Genomic DNA, 19,888 nt, shown 5'->3' with positions numbered 1-19,888 from the left:
TCAGCGCGCGGGTAGACCGCGCGTCGGTTCAACTCGGTTCAGTGCCAGTCCCGCGAACGGGTTCCGACTCGAAGATCCATGCGCTGCAAACGATCTGCAACCACCGTCACCGCACCCTCGGCGTTTTGCACCTTACCGCGGACCAGCAGTGCCGAGGCCGAATGTGCCAGGTCGCGATACCGCGACCACAGCCCCACCGAACACACAACGTTCACCATGCCGGTTTCGTCCTCGAGATTGATGAACGTCACGCCCGACGCCGTCGCGGGACGTTGCCGATGCGTGACCGCCCCGCCGACGATGACGCGGGACCCATCCGGCACAGACAATAACGCCTCGGCGGGCAACACACCCATGGCGGCCAACCGCGGCCGGAGGAACTGCGTCGGATAGTTCGTGGGGGTGACGCCCGTCGCCCAGGCGTCGGTGGCCGCGAGTTCCACGTCGGACAGTCCGGGCAGGGTGGGCGTCTGCGCCGATCCGCGCAGGTCGAGGTGATCGGCACTGGCCGTGGCCGCCGCCCCGGCCGCCCACAGAGCCTGCCGTCGGCTCATCCCGAAACACTCGAAGGCCCCGGCACCGGCCAGCCCCTCCAACTGTCGCAACTCGAGATCGGCGCGCCGCGACAGTTCGACGATGCTCTCGTACGGACCGTCGGCCACACGGCGTTCGACGATGCGCGCCGCCACCTCCTCCCCCACCCCGCGCACCGCGGCCAGACCGAGCCGCACCTCGAGTCCCCCGGCCTCCAGCGTCGCCTCGGCGAGCGAGGCATTGATGTGCGGTCGATGCACCCGCACACCGTGCCTGCGCGCGTCGGCGACCAGGGACTGAGGCGAATAGAAGCCCATCGGCTGTGCCCGGAGCAGCGCCGCGCAGAACGCGGCCGGATGATGCAGCTTGAACCACGACGAATAGAACACCAGCGAGGCGAAACTCTGCGAATGACTCTCCGGGAAACCGAAATTGGCGAAGGCGGCCATCTTCTCGTAGATCCGGTCGGCCACCTCCCCGGTGATACCGTGCTCGCGCTCCATCCCCTCATAGAAGCGGCGGCGCAACTGCTGCATACGCTCGGGCGACCGTTTGGATCCCATCGCCCGGCGCAACTGATCGGCCCCGGCGGCATCGAACCCGGCGACGTCGACCGCGAGTTGCATGAGCTGTTCCTGGAACAACGGCACCCCGAGGGTACGGGCCAGCGCCTTGTGCATCGACGGATGCTCCACGTCGGGTTTCTCGTCGCCGTTGCGACGCCGGATGTAGGGATGCACCGACCCGCCCTGGATCGGGCCGGGACGGATCAGCGCCACCTCGACAACGAGATCGTAGAAACACCGCGGTTTCAGCCGCGGCAGCGTGGCCATCTGGGCACGCGACTCCACCTGGAACACCCCCACCGAATCGGCGCGGCACAACATCTCGTACACGGCTTCCTCGGTGAGGTCCAGACGCGCGAGATCGACGTGGAGGCCCTTGTGTTCGGCCACCAGGTCGATCGCGTAGTGCAGCGCCGAGAGCATGCCCAGCCCCAGCAGATCGAACTTCACCAGCCCGATCGCCGCGCAGTCGTCCTTGTCCCACTGCAGCACGCTGCGGTTGTCCATCCGAGCCCATTCGGTGGGACAGACGTCGGCGATGGGTCGGTCGCAGATCACCATGCCGCCCGAATGGATGCCGAGATGCCTGGGCATCCCCTCGATCTCGGCGGCGAGTTCGAGCACGTCGTCCGGTGCGGTGTCGGGCATCTTGCTCCACGCGTCCTGCTGACCGGTCGCGTAGCCGAGCGCACGCGCCATGTCGCGCACCGACGACCGGCCGCGGTAGGTGATCACGTTGGCCACCTGTGCGCTGTAATCACGCCCGTAGCGGCGGTAGACGTACTGGATGGCCTCCTCCCGGCGATCGGACTCGATGTCGACGTCGATGTCGGGCGGCCCATCGCGTTCGGGTGAGAGGAATCGTTCGAACAGCAATGCGTTGGCCACCGGGTCGACGTTGGTGATCCCGAGCGCGTAACACACCGCCGAGTTGGCCGCGCTGCCCCGACCCTGACACAGGATGTCGTTGCGTTTGCAGAAGTCGACGATGTCGGCGACCACCAGGAAATAGCCGGGGAAATCGAGGGTGGTGATGACGGCGAGTTCGTGTTCGATCTGCCGGTAGGCGGCCGGGTGTTGGGTGGGTGTGCCGTAGCGACGCTGGGCGCGGGTCATGGTGAGGTGGCGCAGCCAGCTGATCTCTGTGTGCCCGTCGGGCACGTCGAACGGCGGGAGTTGCGGCGCGATCAGCCCGAGTTCGAAGGCGCACTCGGCCGCCAACTCCGACGCGGCGACGATGGCATCGCGATGGGCGGGCATCAGCCGCGCCATCTCGTCACCGCTGCGCAGATGCGCGCCGCCCACACCCGGCATCCAGCCGGCAATGGTGTCGACGTCGGTGCGGGCCCGCACGGCGGCCATCGCCATGGCCAGCCGCCGGCGGCGCGGCGCGGCGAAATGGGCACCGGTGGTGGCCACCGTGGGCAACCGGAAACGCCCGGCCAGTTCGGCCAGCGCGGCATTGCGTTCATCGTCGTCGGGTAGTCCCGACGCCGTCAGTTCCACCACCACGCCATCACGGCCGAAGCGGTCGACCAGCCCGCGTAGTGCGATCTCGGCCGCACCGGTCCCGGCCCGGTCCAGGGCCCGACGCACCGCACCCTTGCGGCATCCGGTCAGCACCACCCAGTGCCCGGCCTCACCGGTGAGCCGGTCGACGTCGTACCGCAGCAACCCTTTCTCGCCGCCGGTCATGTGGGCATCGGCGATGACCCGCGACAGGCGCCGGTAGCCCTCACCGCTGCGCGCGAGGACCAGCAGATGCTCGCCCGCCGGATCGTTGACCCCCGTGCGGGCGACATCCGGTTCCAGCGAGAGTTCGGCGCCGAACACCGTCGGCATGCCGAATTCCCTTGCCGCCTCGGCAAATCGGACCACGCCGTAGAAGCCGTCGTGATCGGTGATCGAGAGCGCGGACAGATCCAGACGCACCGCCTCCTCGACCATCTCCTCCGGCATCGAGGCGCCGTCGAGAAAACTGTACGAACTGTGTGCGTGCAGTTCGGCGTAGGGCAGCGACGAGCGCACCCGATCGACCTCGGGCGCGGTGTAGGCGCCCCGCTTCCGCGACCAGGCGGGGCTGTCACCGCCGTCGCCGGGCGGCGACAGATCGCTGCGCCCCCCGCTCTCCGGGCCGAAGAACTCACCGGGCCGCGCACCTCCCGGCGCCCGCCCCGACAGCACCCGCTCCATCTCCCGCCAGGTCGGCGGACCCTGGTTCCAGCCCACCCGACAATGATAGAACACCTGTTCGATGAAGTCGATCGCGTCGCCTCGTTGTGAACAGATCCACCGGTTCCCCGACCCTCGGGAACCTTGCCATCTGTCGGTGTAAGTGTCAGGGTGAGATGCGTTCTTACCGACAAGTAAGAAGCAGTGCGGCGATCGGGGACAACACAGTGAGCACGTACTTCCTCACCGGCGGCACCGGTTTCATCGGCCGGCGGGTGATCCGGCGGCTGCTCGAGAACCGGCCCGACGCCACGGTGTACGCACTGGTACGCGCCGGTTCGCTCACCCGTTTCAGTGAGATGTTCGCCGACGTATCCGCCGATCGACTGCATCCGGTGGTCGGCGATCTCACCGCACCGGGCCTCGGCATGGACCCCGCGGACACCCCGACCACCATCGACCACGTGATCCACCTGGGCGCGATCTACGACATGACCGCCGACGCGCAGGCGCAGCAGCGGGCCAACGTCGACGGCACCGCGCACGTCGCCGACCTCGCCGCCGACCGCGGCGCCATGCTTCATCACGTCTCCTCGATCGCCGTCGCCGGAGATCATTCCGGTGCCTTCACCGAGGCCGATTTCGATCTGGGACAAGGATTTCCGACGCCCTATCACCGCACCAAGTTCGAGGCCGAGAAGCTCGTCCGCGAGCGCGACGGCCTGCGCTGGCGTGTCTACCGGCCGTCGGTGGTGGTCGGTGATTCGCGCACCGGTGAGATGGACAAGGTCGACGGCCCCTACTACTTCTTCCACCGGCTGCGACTGTTGGGGATGCTGCCGTCGGCGCTGATCGTGCCAATGCCCGACCTCGGCCGCCTCAATCTGGTGCCCGTCGACTTCGTGGTCGACGCGATCGTGGCGCTGGCCGACACCGACCCCGATCGCAGCGGACTGGTCTTTCACCTCGCCGACCCGAAGGACCGCGGAGTCGTCGGCATGTACAACGCCCTCGCACCGGGTTTCGGCGGCCCGCGTGGCATCGCCGCCCTCGACCGTCGGCTGGTGGCGCCGATGATCACGCTGTCCGGCGCCGGACCGGTCAAACCGATCCGCGACCTGATCGCCATCGGGGAGGGCATCCCGCCCGCGGTGCTCGACGCCACCCGGATGTCCGCGGATTTCCGTGCCGATGAGACGCTCACGCGGCTCGGCGGACTCGGCGTCACCCTTCCCGACCTCGACGACTACGGCCCCCGGCTCTGGCGGTACTGGGCCGAACACCTCGACCCGGCCCGGCACCGTCGCTCCGATCCGCGCGGCCCACTCGTCGGCAAACACATCCTGATCACCGGCGGATCCAGCGGCATCGGCAAGGCGACGGCGCGGATGTGTGTGGCGCGCGGTGCCGATGTCTACGTGGTGGCCCGCAACGCCGACGATCTCGCTGTCGCGGTCGCCGAACTCAACGCCTCGCAGTCCAAACCCGGTGTGCCCCCGGGACGTGCCTTCGGCTACCCGTGTGACGTCACCGACGAGGAGTCGGTGCGCACCCTGGTCAAGAACATCCTGGGCGAGCACGGCCACGTTGACATCCTGGTCAACAATGCGGGCCGATCGATCCGCCGCGCCACCCGCAACGCCACCGACCGCTCCCACGACTATCAGCGTGTGATGGCCGTCAACTACTTCGCCGCGGTCAACCTGGTGCTCGCCCTGCTCCCCCACATGGTGGAACGGCAGTCGGGTCATGTGGTCAACGTGTCGTCGATCGCGGTGCAGACCCACGGCGCCCGATTCGGCGCGTACGCGGCATCCAAGGCGGCGCTGGAGGCGTTCAGCGAATCGACCGGAGCCGAAACCCTCTCCGATCACGTGACATTCACCAACGTCCGGCTCCCGCTGGTGCGTACCCGGATGATCGCGCCCACCGAGGCGTACCGCGATTCGCTGGGCGTGTGGAACGTCGACAAGGCCGCTGCCACGGTACTGCGGGCCATCGTTGCGCACCCCGCCCGGATCAGTCCGCCGATCGGCCACCTCGCGGAGTTCGGCCGGCGGGTGGCCCCGCGTCTGACGGCGTGGATTCTGCACCAGGAGTACCTGCTGATGCGCGAGTCCGCGGCCGCGCTCGGCACCGTGGCCGATCCGTCGGATACGCTCAGCTGATCGACACACCGTATCTCGCCGTCGACGTCGCCCGGCTCGACCGCAACCTGTCCAGGGTCGCCGCCCTGGCGGCGCAGGCCGGCATCGACCTGCGCCCGCACGCCAAGACACACAAGTGCGACGAGATCGCCCGCCGCCAGATGAATTGCGGGGCAGTCGGTCTCACGGTGGCGACAATCGGCGAGGCAGAGGCATTCGCAGCCGGGAGCGCCCGCAGCGGAGCCGACGACCTGTTCATCGCCTACCCCCTGTGGGTGACCGCGCACAAGGGGGCGCGACTGCGCGCGCTGGCGCAGCGGGTGTCGTTGCGGCTCGGCGTGGACTCGGTGGTCGCGGCGAATCGTCTCGGTGCCGAACTCGGCGCCGGGTGGACGGGCGCCCATCGCGGGGTGCAGGTGGCGGTGGAGGTCGATTCCGGCCAGCACCGCACCGGCGTGGCGCCGGCTGCCGCGGGCGAGGTGGCGGCCGCGGCACGCGACGCGGGACTCGAGGTGGTGGGCGTCTTCACGTTTCCCGGACACGGATACGGACCGGGCGACGCGCGACGCACCGCCGCCGACCAGGAGGTGAGTGCGCTGGCCGAGGCATCGGAATCGTTGCGCACCATCGGCATCGAACCGCGGGTGCGCAGCGGCGGGTCCACTCCGACCATCGAGTTCGCCGGCTCCGGCGTGCTCACCGAGATCCGTCCGGGCGTCTACCCGTTCTACGACGCGCAGCAGGTGGAGCTCGGTTCGTGCGGCGTCGACGATGTCGCGCTGACCGCGGTGGCCACGGTGGTGCACCGCAGCGGTAACCGGGTGGTGGTGGATGCGGGCAGCAAGATCCTGGGTGCCGACCGGCCGGTGTGGGCGAGCGGGCACGGCCGCATCCTCGACGAACCCGATGCACGTATCGTCGCGCTCTCCGAACATCATGCCGTCGTGGAGTATCCCGCGGGCGTCTCCGCCGATGAACTGCCCGATCCGGGCGCGGTGACGCGGGTGATCCCCAATCACGTGTGTACCGCGGTGAACCTGGTGGACACCCTCGTCGCAAGCACCTCCGACGGCGAGACCACGATGTGGCCGGTGACCGCCCGGGGTCGCAATACGTGAGTCGCAATACGTGAGTCGCAATACGTGAGTCGCAATACGTGAACAGCACTCATTCGTAGACACCCTCGACCACCCATCCGCCGGCGCGGTAGTGCAACAGCAGGGCCCGGGAGTCGTCGAGGAGCACCTGCGCCCGGGCGGTGATCCCGGCGTCGTCGATGCCGTCCGGCCAGGGTCCGGCCCACCAGCGCAACGCCCAGCTGTCCGATCGGGCGGCATCGTCGCCACCGGGCCGGCGTGCGGCCATCTGCACCGCGGCCGGTTCGTCGGAGAAGGCCCCTCGACCGGTCACGGTGACCTCCCGACCGGTCGGATCCGTCACCCGCACCGGGGTGTCGGAGATGATCGCCGGGGTGGGCCGGGGCACCCGGCCGGGCCACGGCGCGGTGGCATCTCTCTCCGGAATCTTCTCGTCTCCCAACGGGATCAGGGTGATCTGTTCGGCCGGTCCCCGACCACCCGCACGCACCGGAACCCGTACCGCGTCGCCGCCGAGCAAACCCTGTACCCGTTCCAGCGATCGTCTTGCCCGCTCCCCGACCTCCGTCTCACCGGGTAGCCCGTATCCGGTCAGTGCATAGTGCAGGGCGCCCGCGTCGACGGTTTCCACCGGTTCGAGCCGGAGTATCGCGATCGGCGAGTCGGGCCGGGTGCCCTGTTCCCCTCGGCCCCGCCCACCGGCGGTGAGCCAGCCTTCGAGTTGCCAGCGGATGCGGTCGGCGGTGGCGTCCGGGGTCAGCGGCTGGGCGCACCGCCAGACCCGCGAATGTCGTTGTCCGCGTTCGGTGATGGCCTCCACCTTGAGTTTGGTGCAGGCCGCGGGCACGTCGGCGAGACGACGATGCAGCATGTCGGCGAGGCGTCTGCCGGCAAACGCGGCGGTGTCGATCCGGTCGATCGGGGGCTCGCAGACGTGCTCGATGACCAGGTCGGGTGCGGGTGCGGCCGCCGACGGCGGACGTCCGGGCAGGGCGGTGGCCAGCCGGTGGGCGGTCACCGCATCGGCGGTGAATCGGGTGGCCACGTCGCGGAGGGGCAGATCGGCGAAATCCCCGATCGTCACGATGCCCAGGCGCCGCAGCAGATCCACCAGTTCGTCCCGGTCCGGGCCGGAGAGGCTGGGTTCGGCGGCCAGATCGGCCACCGGGCGGCGGGCCAGGTAGGCCCGATCGCCACCGGGTTCGACGTGGTGGCCGTGCCGGGCCGCGGTGACCGCGGTGAACATCTCGTCGGCGACGCCGACCTGCGATTCCACCCCACACGCCGACACCCGGTCGACGAGGTGCTCGGCCAGCTCCGCCTCCCCGCCGTGATGTCGTGCGGCGGCCGATGCGGGCACCACCAGCAGTCCCGGCCGCAGCACCTCGACCATTGCGACGACGTCGGCCACCGCGGCCACCACCGGTTCGAAGAACCGTCCGTCCCGGTCGGGGTCGGCGGTGAACACCCGCATCTGCGGACATGCCGACTGGGCCTGCCGTTTGCGCATCCCGCGACGCACTCCGGCGGTCCGCGCGGTCGCCGAGCAGGCGATCACCCGGTTGGCCGACAACACCGCCACGGGGTGGGTCGGCGGGAGGTCGGCGTCGGCAGCCGCCGCCATCGCAGGCCAGTCCGGGCACCACAGGGCGAGCAGCCGCCGTCGTCCACCGGTCCCCGTGGCCTCGCCGCCCAACAATTCGCCGCCCAACAATTCGCCGCCCATCAGTTCGCCACCCATCAGTTCGCCGCCCATCAGTTCGCTACCGCCCCGGCCGATTCGTCCACTGCGTGCCCGACCGCGCCGAACGCGATGTCCGAGCGGGTGCTGCCGACCAGCGCGGTGTCACCGGAGCCCAGTGTGTGGATGTCGATGTCGGCGCTGCGCCGTCGCCGGTCGCGACCACTCGCGGTGACCCGCAACCGCATCCCGCCGATCCGTCCGTGGCCGCGCCGGGCGGCGGCGAGGTCGGCCAGACCGGCCGGATCGGGAACATGACGGTAGGTGAGCACCTCAGCCGCCAGACACACCTGGGTGCCGGGCCAGTGCCCGTCGACCACCAGCAGCGTCGACGACAACTGCCGTACCCGGCCCATCACCACCCGGCACCGCGAGGGTGCGATGTCGACACCGTTCAGGTCGAGTACCACGAGGTCCATCCCGTCGAGCAGTACCGAGGCCACCTCCACCGGATCGGCTCCGGGTTGCGGGACGGTGGCGATGCGGGCGAGGTCGGCGCCCATCTCGGCCGCGGACAGCAGACTCAGCCGGGGCAGGCCCACGATGCCGACGTTCGCCCCGGATGCGGTGGCCGCGGCGATCACGGCCACCAGCAACGACCGCGCGCCGACACAACTCACCACACTTCCGCGCGCAATACCATTGTGCGGCAACAGATCCGACAACGAATCCGGTAACGGCAACGCGGCACCGAGTCGGTCGTCGGGGTCGACGGCCGCACGGTCGGGCATGCCCGAGAGCACCGCCATCTGACGGCGCAGCCGCGCCAGGGTGTCGGTCCGCCCCTCCGCCGGGCGAGCCTCCTGCATCGGCAATGCTGTCGGCAATACCTTCATAACCCCTCCTGGCCAGCGCTGATTCGCGTGGCGAGCCGGGAAGGTGCGCGCCGATCGAACGTTTTTTCGATGTGTGCCGATCCTACGACGGGCCTCCGACACTCCGCAACAGCGCAGGTCGACCCTGTGACAACGCGTCAGAACAGGGTCAGCACCTGCTGCTGCGCGGGCGTCGCGACCACCTCGGCCGGGGGTGTCACCGACCGGAAGGTCTCACCGCCCGACGACTCCCGGCCGGCCAGACCGTGCTGTATCACCAACGGCCGCATACGTTCCCGCAACCACGACGAGTACTCGGGAGTCACGTAGGCGCCGCGGCCGTAGAGCCCACGGTAGCGACGCACCAACGCCGGATGATGCTCGGCCAGCCAGCTCATGAACCAGGGTTTGGTGGCACCGCGCAGATGCATCGGGAATGCGGTGACCCCGGATGCGCCCGCCTCGGCCAGCGCGGCCAGCAGCGCATCGAGGTGGGCACTGGAATCGCTCAGATACGGGATCACCGGAGCCACCATCACATGCGGCGCGAACCCCGCATCGGCGATCGCCCGAATCAGCTCCAGTCGCGCCCGGGGCGACGGGGTGCCGGGTTCGATCTGCTTCTGCAGTTCGTCGTCGTAGAGCGCCAAGGACACCCCGATGCTCACCGGCACCTGACCCGCTGCCTGCCGCAGCAGCGGCAGGTCCCGGCGCAGCATCGTGCCCTTGGTGAGGATCGACAACGGTGTACCGGAGGACGCCAGGGCCGAGATCACCCCGGGCATCAGCCGGTACCGCCCCTCGGCGCGCTGATACGGATCGGTGTTGGTGCCCAGTGCCACGGTGTCGCGCCGCCACGATCGCCGTCGCAACTCCTTGCGCAGCACCGCGGCCACATTGAGCTTCACCACCACCTGGGTGTCGAAGTCGCGCCCGGCATCGAGATCGAGGTACTCGTGGGTGGGCCGGGCAAAACAGTAACGGCAGGCGTGGGTGCATCCCCGGAAGGTGTTGACGGTGAACCGGAACGGCAGCCCCGACGCCTCCGGGACCTCGTTGAGTGCACTGCGGGCCAGCACCTCGTGAAAGGTGATGCCCTCGAAATCCGGGGTCTGCACCGACCGCACCAGCCCGGCGCGGCCGAAACCGGGCAGTGCGCCGTCGTCGGCCTCGACCATCTGTTCGGACCACCTCATGCCCACGAGTCGAACACACGTGCGATGTGGTGTCAACCGCGTGCGCGACGCGTGCCGGCGCCGCCCCCCGCTATCATCTCCCCTATGTCCCTCGGTGCCGACAATTACCGCGTACCGGGCCCGCAGTACCTGGTCGCCGGCCGGTACCGGCTGCGGTCCCGCATCGGTGGTGGTGGCATGGGCACCGTGTGGCTCGCACGCGATCAGCTACTCGACCGTGACGTCGCCGTGAAGCAGGTGCTCTCCACCGAGGGCCTCTCCGAGGATTCGGCGGAGAACATCCGGCAGCGCGCGATGCGTGAGGGCCGCATCGCCGCCAAACTGAGCCACCGCAACGCCATCGCCATGCACGACGTGGCACTCGACCGGGGTGAGCCCTGGCTGGTGATGGAATACCTCCCGTCGCGCAGCATCGCCCAGATCCTGCATGCCACCGGCACTCTCGGGGTCACCGAGGCGGCAAAGATCGGTGCGCAGGTGGCCGACGCGATGATCGAGGCACACGCCGCGGGCATCGTGCACCGCGACATCAAACCCGGCAACATCCTCATCACCGAAAGTGGCCGTACCGCAGGGCTGGTCAAGCTCACCGACTTCGGGATCTCCCGGGCCAAGGACGACGTCACCCTCACCCAGACGGGCGTGATCACCGGTACACCCGCCTATTTCGCGCCGGAGGTGGCCCGCGGCGCCGAGCCGTCGGAGGCGTCCGACGTCTATTCGCTGGGCGCCACCATCTACACCATGGTCGAGGGTGAACCGCCCTTCGGGGTCGACGACAACTCACTTGTCATGCTGCACAGGGTGGCTCGCGCTCAGATCAATCCGATGACGAAGGCCGGCGCACTCGAACCGGTGCTCCTACGCATGCTGGAACCGAGTCCCACCAAGCGGATCACCATGACCGACGCCCGCGACGAACTGATCCGGGTGGCCGCGGGCGGACGCGGCTCGGCCGACCAGGTGCTCACCAGCCTGCTCCCGACACCGGCCACCGTGGCACGCGTCGCACCGGTTGCCCGCGGCCCGCGGAGCCAGCCGCCCACCGGGCACCCGCCGGTGGGCAGCGGCTGGCAGCCGATGAACGCCGCCGGCGCCCACGAGCACACGCTCATGTCCACCCCGGCCATGCCCAGCGCGTCTGTCTCCGCGCCACCACCATATGTGTCGAATGGCTATCTACCACCCAGCATTCCGCCGCCGCAGCGGTCGTCGGGTACGTCGCCCACCGCGCTGGCCGTCACCGTCTTCGCGTTCTTCGTGGTGCTCGCCGGAGTACTGGTCCTGGCCATCGCGCTCATCCGCTGATCGGTGCGCCGATGTAACTCAGCCGATGTAACTCAGCCGATGTGGCGGGTGGCCGCCCAGCGGGTCAGCGCATTGCGGTTGGACTGCTGGGTCTTGCGCAGCACATTGGAGGCGTGCGTCTCGACGGTCTTGATGGAGATGAACAGTTCCTCGGCGATCTCCCGATAGGTGTAGCCACGGGCCAGCAGACGCAGGACCTCGAGTTCACGTCGGGTGAGCGAATCGAGTTCCGGATCGAGTGCGGGTTCGGGTACCGCGGAACGGCCGGTGAAGGAGTCCAGCACGAATCCGGCCAGCCGCGGACTGAACACCGCATCGCCGTCGGCCACCCGGCGCACCGCGTCGGCGAGATCGCGGCCATTGATCGTCTTGGTGACGTAACCGCGCGCCCCGGCGCGAATGGTGGCGATGACGTCCTCGGCGGCGTCGGAGACGCTCAGGGCGAGAAACACCGGGGCCGCCTCGCCCATCGCGTCGGTGACACTGCGCAGTACCGCGACCCCGCCGCCGGCGGGCATGTGCACGTCGAGCAGCACCACGTCGGGCCGGGTGTGAGTGATGCCCGCGACCGCCTCCGGCACTGTACCGGCCTCACCGACCACGAACAGGCCCGCCTCGTCGGCGAGTTCGGCGCGCACCCCGGACCGGAACACCGCGTGATCGTCGACGAGGAAGACGCGGCACTGCGCGTTCGTCTCGCCCTGCTCTTTCCTCTCGCCGTGCCCTTTCGTCTCGCCGTTCATCGGGCCAATCCCTCGTCGGTCGCCGGCACCGGATCGGCGGCGCGATCGCCGCTGTGCTCGCCCCGGTCGGCACCTTCCTCGCGCGGCATCGTCAACCGCACGTTGGTGCCACGGCCGGGTGCGGTGTCGATGCGAACGGCGCCCCCGGCGCGCTCCATGCGGCCGCGGATCGACCGGGCCAACCCCTGCCGGTCCTCGTCGACCGCGTCCGGGTCGAACCCGGCGCCCCGATCACGCACGAACACCTCCACCTCGTCGTCACCGACCTCGCAGTACACGTCGACCGTGCGCTCGCCGGAATGTTTGGCCGCGTTGACCAGGGCCTCGCGGGTGGCGCCGATCAGTGCGGTCCAGCGTCGGCGTACGGCGGCCGCTCGCGGTGCCCCCGCACCGTCACCGTCCGGTCGCAGGTCGCCCACCGTGACCACCTCCACCTCGATGCCGTAGTCGTCCTCGACCTCGGCCCCGAGTCCGCGCATGGCCGCACTCAACGACGCACCGCGTTGCGCGGAGTCGCCGAACAGCCAGGTGCGCAGCTCGCGTTCCTGGCTACGGGCCAGCCGCGTGACCTCCTCGGGCTTTCCCGCCTGCTTCTGGATGAGGGCGAGGGTCTGCAACACCGAGTCGTGCAGGTGGGAGGCGATCTCCTCGCGTTCGGCGTTGCGGATGCGTGCCGCACGCTCCTCGTTCAGCGCTCGCCACAGGCGCATCCACAGTGGCACGGTGAGCAGCACCACGCCGACCAGGGTGGCCACCACCGCGAGCAAAGTGGTGCTCAGGCCACCGAAATTGCGGTTGCCTGCCACCACGATCACCACCAGGCCGCCGATGACGAGCACCGCACCGCCGCCCAGCCGGGTCCAGGTGAGGGCGGTGCTGCGCGGGGTCACCCGCGAGGTGTCGAACTCGCGCCACACCAGGCTCGCGCCCACCACGACGAAGACGAACGGAACGAGGTAGGCGGCCGGCGTACCCGAGGCGGCGAACCCGACGACCGTCATCGCGACCAACGCGATGATGGCCAGTCCGAGGGCCTGCCGGCGTTCGCCCGGCGCCGGTGGTGTGGTGTCGTCACCCTGCGGGCAGAAGAACCACAGCAGACCATAGGCCAGCACGCCCGCACCGGCGAGTGCCGCCAGCACCACGAACACCACGCGGACGCGGAAGGCGTCGACACCCAGGTGGTCGGCCACACCGCCGGCCACACCGCCGATCACCCGGCCGGCATCGCGACGCACCAGCCGTGGCACGGCCGGGGCATCATGGGGTAACTGCGTGGTCACACCACCGATAGTGCCCGAAACCACCCGTCGGACGCATCAGGGTGCCACCGGAGAATTCGGGGACAACGTCAGGGTGCCGCCCCGATGTGACGAGGGGTCCCGATGCCACACGATGGGCGTATGAACGGAAAAGAGTTCCGCACCCAACTGGAGACGATATGGGCGACGCGACCGGTCCGGCCGGCCGCACCGCGGACGATCGCCGGTGTCTGCGCCGGATTCGGTGACCGCTACCGGGTCGACCCCACCCTGGTGAAGGTGGCGTTCGTGGTGGCCACCCTGCTCGGTGGCAGCGGACTCATCCTGTACATCGCGGCGTGGGTGGCCATGCCGTCGAGCCGGTCGGCCGTCGGCTCCGACGGCCGGACCGACACCGGATCGGATCGCCGCGGCGTTCGGACCGGCCATCCCCGTAAACCGGCGCTGCTCTTGCTCATCCCCCTGGTGATCGTGGCCGTCTCGGCGGGACCCAACAGCACGTGGGGCGGCAGCGGCCTCGTCGGCGCGATCCTGATGCTCCTCGGTTGGTGGCTGCTCTATCAGCGCACCCCCGATCCGCGGCCCGGTACCAGTGCCGACACCCTGGCCGGGACCGACTCACCCCTGCCGGTGGAGCGTTTCGAGCGATGGACGCCGCGCGCGGTGCATGCCGGTGCCGCGGCCACGGGGGAACCCGGCGGTGCCGGCAGCGCCACGTCGAACGCCGGGATTCCCGCCGCCGCCGACGACGGCATCGACCGGCCACCGCCGTCGTGGGATCCGCTCGGTGCGGCGCGGTTCGCCTGGGATCTGCCCGAACCGACCGAACCGCAACCGCCCGTCATCGCGCCCCGGCGCGGGGTGGGGCGAGCAAGCCTGATCGTGATCGGGACTGCATTGGTGGTGGCTGCCGTGGGTACCGCCGCCCATCAGGCGGGCGTCGAATGGTTCACCACCGCAAGGGTTCTCGCACTCGCACTCAGCGTGGTCGCCGCCGGACTGGTGGTGGTGGGGTTGCGTCGACGGCCACATGGCCGCCGACAGGTCGCACTGGTGCCCATCTGTATCGCGCTCGGTGTCGCGGTGATCGTGGCCACCGTCGCCGTCAACGCCGGAAACAACACCGGGTGGAATCCGCTGCCCGCCGGAGGGGTCGGCGATCGATCGTGGAAACCACTGCACGAGAACGACATCCGCGCCGAGTACACGGTGGGAATGGGGCAGATCGAACTCGACCTGCGCGACGTCGACCTCACCGCCGACCGGTCGGTCGAGCTGCGCACCGGCGTCGGCGAGATCACCGTCCGCGTGCCCAAGGACATGAACGTGACAGCCAATTGTGACACCGGCGTGGGCGAATACCATTGCCCGGAGGGAATGTCGGTGGGCACCAACGGGCCCGACGCGCCGGTCCTGACGATCAACGCCCACAGCGGCGCCGGAGAGGTGGAGGTCACCCGATGAGCGACCATCGTGCGCCGGGCCTGGTGATCCTGGGTGTGGCCGGGCTCTGCGTGGCCGGATGGGGACTCGCGGGCGGGCCCGCGCTACCGAGCGCGGGGACCGTGGGCTGGATCGCCGTGGCCGCGGGTCTGGTGATCGGGCTGGTGCTGATCCTCACCGGCACCCGCCGGAACTGAGCCGGACTCCTCGCGCTCGGGACCTACTCCCACTCGATGGTGCCCGGCGGCTTGCTCGTCACGTCGAGCACCACACGATTCACGTCGGGCACCTCATTGGTGATCCGGGTCGAAATCGTCTCGAGCACCTCGTAGGGCACCCGGGTCCAGTCGGCGGTCATCGCGTCCTCGCTCGACACCGGGCGCAACACGATGGGATGTCCGTAGGTGCGCCCGTCGCCCTGCACGCCGACGCTCCGCACGTCGGCGAGCAGCACCACCGGGCACTGCCAGATCTGTCCGTCGAGACCCGCCGCGGTGAGTTCCTCACGGGCGATGAGGTCGGCGGTACGCAGCATCGCGAGTCGGTCGGCGGTCACCTCACCGACGATCCGGATTGCGAGTCCGGGGCCGGGGAACGGCTGACGCCCGACGATGTCCTCGGGCAGGCCCAGTTCGCGGCCCACCGCGCGCACCTCGTCCTTGAACAGCAGCCGTAGGGGCTCGACCAGGGTGAACTCGAGGTCGTCGGGCAATCCGCCGACGTTGTGGTGGCTCTTGATGTTCGCGGTGCCGCTGCCGCCGCCGGATTCCACCACGTCGGGGTACAGCGTGCCCTGCACGAGAAAGTCGACCGTGTGTCCCTCGGCGGACCGGTCGCCCAGTACCTCGCTGACCGCACCCTCGAACGACCGGATGAATTCCCGGCCGATGATCTTGCGCTTCTCCTCCGGGTCGGCGACCCCCGACAACTCGCGCAGAAACGTGCCAGCGGCATCGACGGTGACCAGCCGGGCGCCGGTGGCCGCCACGAAGTCGTGTTCCACCTGTTCGCGCTCCCCGGCCCGCAACAGTCCGTGATCGACGAAAACACAGGTCAGGCGGTCTCCGATGGCGCGCTGGACCAATGCGGCGGCCACCGCGGAATCCACTCCCCCCGACAATCCGCAGATGGCCAGGCCGTCACCGATCTGATCGGATACGGCGTCGATGAGGGTGTCGGCGATGTTGGCCGGCGTCCAGGCCGCCTCGAGCCCGGCGACCTCGTAGAGGAAACGGGTGAGCACCTGCTGACCGTGCGGTGTGTGCATCACCTCCGGGTGATACTGCACGCCGGCCATCCGCCGCTCGACATTCTCGAACGCGGCGACGGGGGCGCCGGCGGTCGAGCCGGTCACGGTGAACCCCTCGGGGGCCTGCTGCACGGCGTCGTTGTGGCTCATCCACACCGGCTGGGTGTCGCCGAGGCCTTGGTGGAGGACGCCCTCGCCGCTGGCGGTGAACGAGGTGCGCCCGAATTCGCGGCCACCGGTGTTGGCGACCTCACCGCCGAGTCCGGCGGCCATCGCCTGGAAGCCGTAGCAGATGCCGAACACCGGGATGTCGAGGTCGAGGATCGCCGGGTCGATCGACGGAGCGTCCTCGGCATACACCGACGCCGGACCACCGGAGAGGATCAGCGCCAGCGGATCGCGCGCCTTGATCTCGTCGACGGAGGCGTCGTGACCGATCACCTCCGAGAAGATGCGCGCCTCACGCACCCGGCGGGCGATGAGTTGCGCGTACTGCGCACCGAAATCGACGACGAGTACAGGTCGCGGGCCGTCGGGAAGGTCCATGCCGGTCGGGGAGGTGGAAGCGTCGCTCACCTCACGGAGTCTAGTGTCTCCAGGAGACATGACTACTCCATCCCCGCCGCCGTCATCCCCACCGCCGTCATCCCCGCCGCCCGGGTCCGCGCGTCGGCGGTCGCTGTCGGTCGCCGACATCGCGCAGGCCGCGGTGTTCGCCGCGTTGATCGCCGCGCTGGGTTTGCCCGGCACCATCACCATCGGCACCAGTGGTGTACCGATCACCTTCCAGACACTCGGCGTGATGCTCGCCGGTGCCATCCTCGGCCCCAAGAAGGGCACCCTGGCCGTCGTCATCTTCATGGTGCTGGCCATCGCGGGGCTGCCGATACTCTCCGGTGGCCGCAACGGACTCACCGCGCTCGCGTCGCCCACCGCCGGCTACTTCGTCGGATTCCTGCCGGCGGTGATCGTGATCGGCGTGCTGACCGCGATGATGATGCCGCGATACCGCGTCGGCTGGGGTGTGGTGATCAACCTGCTCGGCGGCATGGTGGTGCTCTACGCGTGTGGCGTCGTGGGTCTGCTGATCCGCACCGATCTCACCCTGTGGGCGGCGATCACCACCAACGGCACGTTCGTCATCGGTGACGTACTCAAGGCGGTGGTGGCCGCCCTGGTGGCCGCGCAGGTCCACCGTGCCCGGCCGGGTCTGATCAGCCCTGTGCGCGTCCGCCGGTGACCGTTTCGCCGTGATCGAATTCCGGGGTGTCTCACACGCATTCGACGGTCGTCCGGTGCTGCGTGAGGTCACGGTGCGCCTGTCCGAACGCCGGGTGGCCGTCGTCGGCGCCAACGGCAGCGGCAAGTCGACGCTGGCCCGGATGATCAATGCGCTCGTGATCCCCGACTCGGGCACGGTGGTCGTCGACGGGGTCGACGCCGGGCGCCACGCGCGCCGGGTCCGCCGCAATGTGGGATTCGTGTTCACCGATCCCGACCGGCAGATCATCATGCCGACGGTGCGTGAGGACATCGAACTGTCGCTGCGCCGAACCGATCTCGACAAGGCGGAGCGACGCGCGCGGGCGCTCGAGGTGCTCGAGCGGTTCGGACTCGCCGAGTTCGCCGACCACCCCGCCGGACGATTGTCGGGTGGGCAGAAGCAGTTGCTCGCACTGGCCGCGGTGCTGGTCACCGAACCGGGCATCGTCGTCGCCGACGAGCCGACCACGCTGCTCGATCTGCGCAACAGCCGCATGATGCGTCGCGTGTTCGCCGACCTCGACGTCCAGCTCGTGGTGGTGACCCACGATCTCGATCTCGTCGCCGATTTCGACCGCATCCTGGTGATCGACGACGGACGCATCGTGGTCGACGACGTACCCGCGGTGGCGTTGGCCGCATACCGGGACATGATGTCGTGACCCCGCTCGGCACATATCGGCCCGGGCACTCGGTGTTGCATCGTCTGTCGCCGGGGCTCAAGCTGGTCGGCCTGGCCGCGGGCATCCTGGCGATCTCGGTGTGGGTGCGGTCGCCGCTGGGCCTCGGTGTCGCCGCTGCGGCGACCGCGGCGATCTACGTGCTCGCCGGGATCGGCCCCGTCGACGCGTGGCGACAGTTCCGCCCGACGTTGTGGATCCTGGTGTTCATCTTCGTGTTCCAGGTGATCTTCACCGACTGGCGGCGCGCGGTGCTGGTGTGCGGCATCCTCGCGTTGTCGGTGCTGCTGGCGGCCGTGGTGAGCCTGACCACCCGCACCACCGACATGCTCGACGCGCTGACCCGCGGCCTGTCACCACTACGCCGGCTCGGGGTGCGCACCGATCTGATCGCCATCGCCCTGGCGCTCGCGGTGCGCTCGATCCCGCTGATCGTGGAGATCGCCGGACAGGTGGACGAGGCGCGTCGCGCCCGGGGCCTGCGCGCGGGACCGCGGATCCTGGTGGCGCCCATCGTGATCGCGGCCCTGCGCACCGCCGACGGGTTCGCCGAGAGCCTCACCGCACGCGGACTGGACTGAGCCGTCGAGCCTGTCCCACTCGCTGATCGAACCCGTCCCACTCGCTGATCGAGCCTGTCGAGATCACCCACTTCCCAGTCGAGCGTGCCCAGATCCGTGTCGAGCGTGCCCAGATCCGTGTCGAGCGTGCCCGCAGGGCGGTTTCGACAAGCTCAACCAGCGGGCGGGCGGCGTGCCCACGGGGGTGGTTTCGACAAGCTCAACCAGCGGAGCGCTCAACCAGCAGAACGCTCAACCAGCGGGCGGTTGGCGTGCCCGCGGGGGTGGTTTCGACAAGCTCAACCAGCAGAGCGCTCACCCAGCAGAGCGCTCAACCAGCGGGCGGTTGGCGTGCCCGCGGGGTGGTTTCGACAAGCTCAACCAGCGACGGACGCTCAACCAGCAGAGCGCTGAGCGGCCAGTCGTGCCACTCCGTCGAGAATGAGGTCGAGAGCAAACGTGAACTCGAACTCTTCGTCACAACCCGCGCCCGGGCGACGCCGGTTCGCGTCGGCGACAACCTGCATGATCCCTGGATAGTCGCTCGGATTCGGCGGCGCCGACGTAGTCTTCCGCTCGCTGTCCTGAGCCGACTCGTCAAAGAGCTCAGGACTGAATCCCCATATGCGGCTGCCGAATACGTGCATGACGTGGTGGATGAGATCGGCCGACAATCCGCCATCGAGGAGTACCTGCGTCAGCAATTCCATGTGCCCGAGCACCGCGGGCGTGCGTCGGGTGCGCGTTTCGATCACCGCCATCACCCACCGGTGCGACTGGACCACCCGTCGAGCACGGAGAACGATCTGGCGGAATGTGAGTCGCCAGTCGGCCGATGAGTCCACGGGGTGGGCATGGTCACCAAATTCGGCGATCACCGCGTCGACCATCCCGTCGAGAAGGTCTTCCTTGTTCGCGATGTGCTTGTACAGGGCCATCGGAACCACATCGAGGTGGTCGGCAACCGATCGCATGCTGACGGCACCGATTCCACCGTCATCGGCGATCTCGACGCCGGCGGAAATCACCAGCGTCCGGTCCAACGGCATTCGACGGGTGCGCGGGCTACCCGGATCGGTCATCGTCCACCTCACCCTTGACGTGGTGTACAT

General features: G+C 69.2%; 16 protein-coding genes. 8 read left to right on the top strand and 8 right to left on the bottom strand.

Features of this window, described 5'->3' with window-relative positions; genetic code table 11:
* Nucleotides 1-38 precede the first annotated feature (38 nt).
* Nucleotides 39-3,329: an error-prone DNA polymerase gene (locus ACWDSI_RS02710; protein WP_449755591.1), complete on the bottom strand. Its 3,291-nt coding sequence runs from the start codon at nucleotides 3,327-3,329 to the stop codon at nucleotides 39-41.
* A gap of 170 nt (nucleotides 3,330-3,499) precedes the next feature.
* Here ACWDSI_RS02710 and ACWDSI_RS02705 point away from each other — a divergent pair, with 170 nt between their 5' ends.
* Together ACWDSI_RS02705 and ACWDSI_RS02700 are read left to right on the top strand one after the other, a co-directional pair.
* On the top strand, nucleotides 3,500-5,440 hold the full coding sequence (locus ACWDSI_RS02705; RefSeq protein WP_449755590.1) for an SDR family oxidoreductase: 1,941 nt from the start codon (nucleotides 3,500-3,502) through the stop codon (nucleotides 5,438-5,440).
* The gene (locus tag ACWDSI_RS02700; protein ID WP_449755703.1) at nucleotides 5,437-6,537 is read left to right on the top strand and encodes an alanine racemase; all 1,101 of its coding nucleotides are present in this window, start codon (nucleotides 5,437-5,439) and stop codon (nucleotides 6,535-6,537) included. Before ACWDSI_RS02705 ends, ACWDSI_RS02700 begins: the two co-directional genes overlap by 4 nt.
* A gap of 49 nt (nucleotides 6,538-6,586) precedes the next feature.
* Here ACWDSI_RS02700 and ACWDSI_RS02695 read toward each other — a convergent pair whose 3' ends face one another.
* The 3 genes from ACWDSI_RS02695 to ACWDSI_RS02685 all read right to left on the bottom strand — a co-directional run bounded on the left by ACWDSI_RS02695 (nucleotide 6,587) and on the right by ACWDSI_RS02685 (nucleotide 10,268).
* The gene (locus ACWDSI_RS02695; protein ID WP_449755702.1) at nucleotides 6,587-8,140 is read right to left on the bottom strand and encodes a DNA polymerase Y family protein; all 1,554 of its coding nucleotides are present in this window, start codon (nucleotides 8,138-8,140) and stop codon (nucleotides 6,587-6,589) included.
* Nucleotides 8,141-8,271: 131 nt separating this feature from the next.
* Nucleotides 8,272-9,093: a hypothetical protein gene (locus ACWDSI_RS02690; protein ID WP_449755589.1), complete on the bottom strand. Its 822-nt coding sequence runs from the start codon at nucleotides 9,091-9,093 to the stop codon at nucleotides 8,272-8,274.
* Nucleotides 9,094-9,230: 137 nt separating this feature from the next.
* On the bottom strand, nucleotides 9,231-10,268 hold the full coding sequence (locus tag ACWDSI_RS02685; protein ID WP_449746121.1) for an Rv2578c family radical SAM protein: 1,038 nt from the start codon (nucleotides 10,266-10,268) through the stop codon (nucleotides 9,231-9,233).
* A gap of 84 nt (nucleotides 10,269-10,352) precedes the next feature.
* Between ACWDSI_RS02685 and ACWDSI_RS02680 the strand changes: the two genes are divergently transcribed.
* Nucleotides 10,353-11,576, top strand: a complete 1,224-nt coding sequence (locus tag ACWDSI_RS02680) for a protein kinase domain-containing protein (protein ID WP_449746122.1) — start codon at nucleotides 10,353-10,355, stop codon at nucleotides 11,574-11,576.
* Between the two features lie 32 nt (nucleotides 11,577-11,608).
* Here the strand turns inward: ACWDSI_RS02680 and ACWDSI_RS02675 are convergent, their stop codons facing one another.
* Together ACWDSI_RS02675 and ACWDSI_RS02670 are read right to left on the bottom strand one after the other, a co-directional pair.
* Nucleotides 11,609-12,319, bottom strand: coding sequence for a response regulator (locus ACWDSI_RS02675; RefSeq protein WP_449755588.1), 711 nt, complete (start codon nucleotides 12,317-12,319; stop codon nucleotides 11,609-11,611).
* Entirely contained in the window at nucleotides 12,316-13,602 is a 1,287-nt protein-coding gene (locus ACWDSI_RS02670) for a PspC domain-containing protein (RefSeq protein ID WP_449755587.1), read from the bottom strand. Before ACWDSI_RS02670 ends, ACWDSI_RS02675 begins: the two co-directional genes overlap by 4 nt.
* A 120-nt stretch (nucleotides 13,603-13,722) precedes the next feature.
* Between ACWDSI_RS02670 and ACWDSI_RS02665 the strand changes: the two genes are divergently transcribed.
* Both ACWDSI_RS02665 and ACWDSI_RS02660 read left to right on the top strand, forming a co-directional pair.
* On the top strand, nucleotides 13,723-15,045 hold the full coding sequence (locus ACWDSI_RS02665) for a PspC domain-containing protein (RefSeq protein ID WP_449755586.1): 1,323 nt from the start codon (nucleotides 13,723-13,725) through the stop codon (nucleotides 15,043-15,045).
* Nucleotides 15,042-15,221: a hypothetical protein gene (locus tag ACWDSI_RS02660; protein WP_449746126.1), complete on the top strand. Its 180-nt coding sequence runs from the start codon at nucleotides 15,042-15,044 to the stop codon at nucleotides 15,219-15,221. Before ACWDSI_RS02665 ends, ACWDSI_RS02660 begins: the two co-directional genes overlap by 4 nt.
* A gap of 23 nt (nucleotides 15,222-15,244) precedes the next feature.
* Here the strand turns inward: ACWDSI_RS02660 and guaA are convergent, their stop codons facing one another.
* On the bottom strand, nucleotides 15,245-16,819 hold the full coding sequence (gene guaA, locus ACWDSI_RS02655; protein ID WP_449755701.1) for a glutamine-hydrolyzing GMP synthase: 1,575 nt from the start codon (nucleotides 16,817-16,819) through the stop codon (nucleotides 15,245-15,247).
* 58 nt (nucleotides 16,820-16,877) lie between these two features.
* Here guaA and ACWDSI_RS02650 point away from each other — a divergent pair, with 58 nt between their 5' ends.
* From ACWDSI_RS02650 to ACWDSI_RS02640, 3 genes are read left to right on the top strand one after another with little or no spacing between them, the layout of a single operon-like run.
* On the top strand, nucleotides 16,878-17,513 hold the full coding sequence (locus tag ACWDSI_RS02650; protein ID WP_449755585.1) for a biotin transporter BioY: 636 nt from the start codon (nucleotides 16,878-16,880) through the stop codon (nucleotides 17,511-17,513).
* Nucleotides 17,514-17,523: 10 nt separating this feature from the next.
* Nucleotides 17,524-18,198: an energy-coupling factor ABC transporter ATP-binding protein gene (locus ACWDSI_RS02645; RefSeq protein ID WP_449755584.1), complete on the top strand. Its 675-nt coding sequence runs from the start codon at nucleotides 17,524-17,526 to the stop codon at nucleotides 18,196-18,198.
* Complete coding sequence (locus tag ACWDSI_RS02640) at nucleotides 18,195-18,797, top strand: energy-coupling factor transporter transmembrane component T family protein (protein WP_449746129.1); 603 nt, start codon at nucleotides 18,195-18,197, stop codon at nucleotides 18,795-18,797. The genes ACWDSI_RS02645 and ACWDSI_RS02640 overlap by 4 nt, the downstream gene beginning before the upstream one ends.
* 374 nt (nucleotides 18,798-19,171) lie before the next feature.
* Here the strand turns inward: ACWDSI_RS02640 and ACWDSI_RS02635 are convergent, their stop codons facing one another.
* Complete coding sequence (locus ACWDSI_RS02635; RefSeq protein ID WP_449755583.1) at nucleotides 19,172-19,858, bottom strand: TetR/AcrR family transcriptional regulator; 687 nt, start codon at nucleotides 19,856-19,858, stop codon at nucleotides 19,172-19,174.
* Between the last annotated feature and the right edge of the window lie 30 nt (nucleotides 19,859-19,888).

The organism is Gordonia sp. NPDC003429, from assembly GCF_053588575.1.
The sequence above is the reverse complement of the archived record's forward strand: the minus strand, read 5'-3'. Positions and strand labels throughout refer to the sequence as shown.

Excerpts from the sequence above, each read along its gene's own strand:
- ACWDSI_RS02635 (WP_449755583.1), bottom strand. The coding sequence starts at position 19,858 with ATGACCGATCCGGGTAGCCCGCGCACCCGTCGAATGCCGTTGGACCGG.
- ACWDSI_RS02675 (WP_449755588.1), bottom strand. The coding sequence starts at position 12,319 with ATGAACGGCGAGACGAAAGGGCACGGCGAGAGGAAAGAGCAGGGCGAG.
- ACWDSI_RS02680 (WP_449746122.1), top strand. The coding sequence starts at position 10,353 with ATGTCCCTCGGTGCCGACAATTACCGCGTACCGGGCCCGCAGTACCTG.
- ACWDSI_RS02665 (WP_449755586.1), top strand. The coding sequence starts at position 13,723 with ATGAACGGAAAAGAGTTCCGCACCCAACTGGAGACGATATGGGCGACG.
- guaA (WP_449755701.1), bottom strand. The coding sequence starts at position 16,819 with ATGGACCTTCCCGACGGCCCGCGACCTGTACTCGTCGTCGATTTCGGT.
- ACWDSI_RS02660 (WP_449746126.1), top strand. The coding sequence starts at position 15,042 with ATGAGCGACCATCGTGCGCCGGGCCTGGTGATCCTGGGTGTGGCCGGG.
- ACWDSI_RS02650 (WP_449755585.1), top strand. The coding sequence starts at position 16,878 with ATGACTACTCCATCCCCGCCGCCGTCATCCCCACCGCCGTCATCCCCG.
- ACWDSI_RS02695 (WP_449755702.1), bottom strand. The coding sequence starts at position 8,140 with ATGGCGGCGGCTGCCGACGCCGACCTCCCGCCGACCCACCCCGTGGCG.
- ACWDSI_RS02690 (WP_449755589.1), bottom strand. The coding sequence starts at position 9,093 with ATGAAGGTATTGCCGACAGCATTGCCGATGCAGGAGGCTCGCCCGGCG.
- ACWDSI_RS02685 (WP_449746121.1), bottom strand. The coding sequence starts at position 10,268 with ATGAGGTGGTCCGAACAGATGGTCGAGGCCGACGACGGCGCACTGCCC.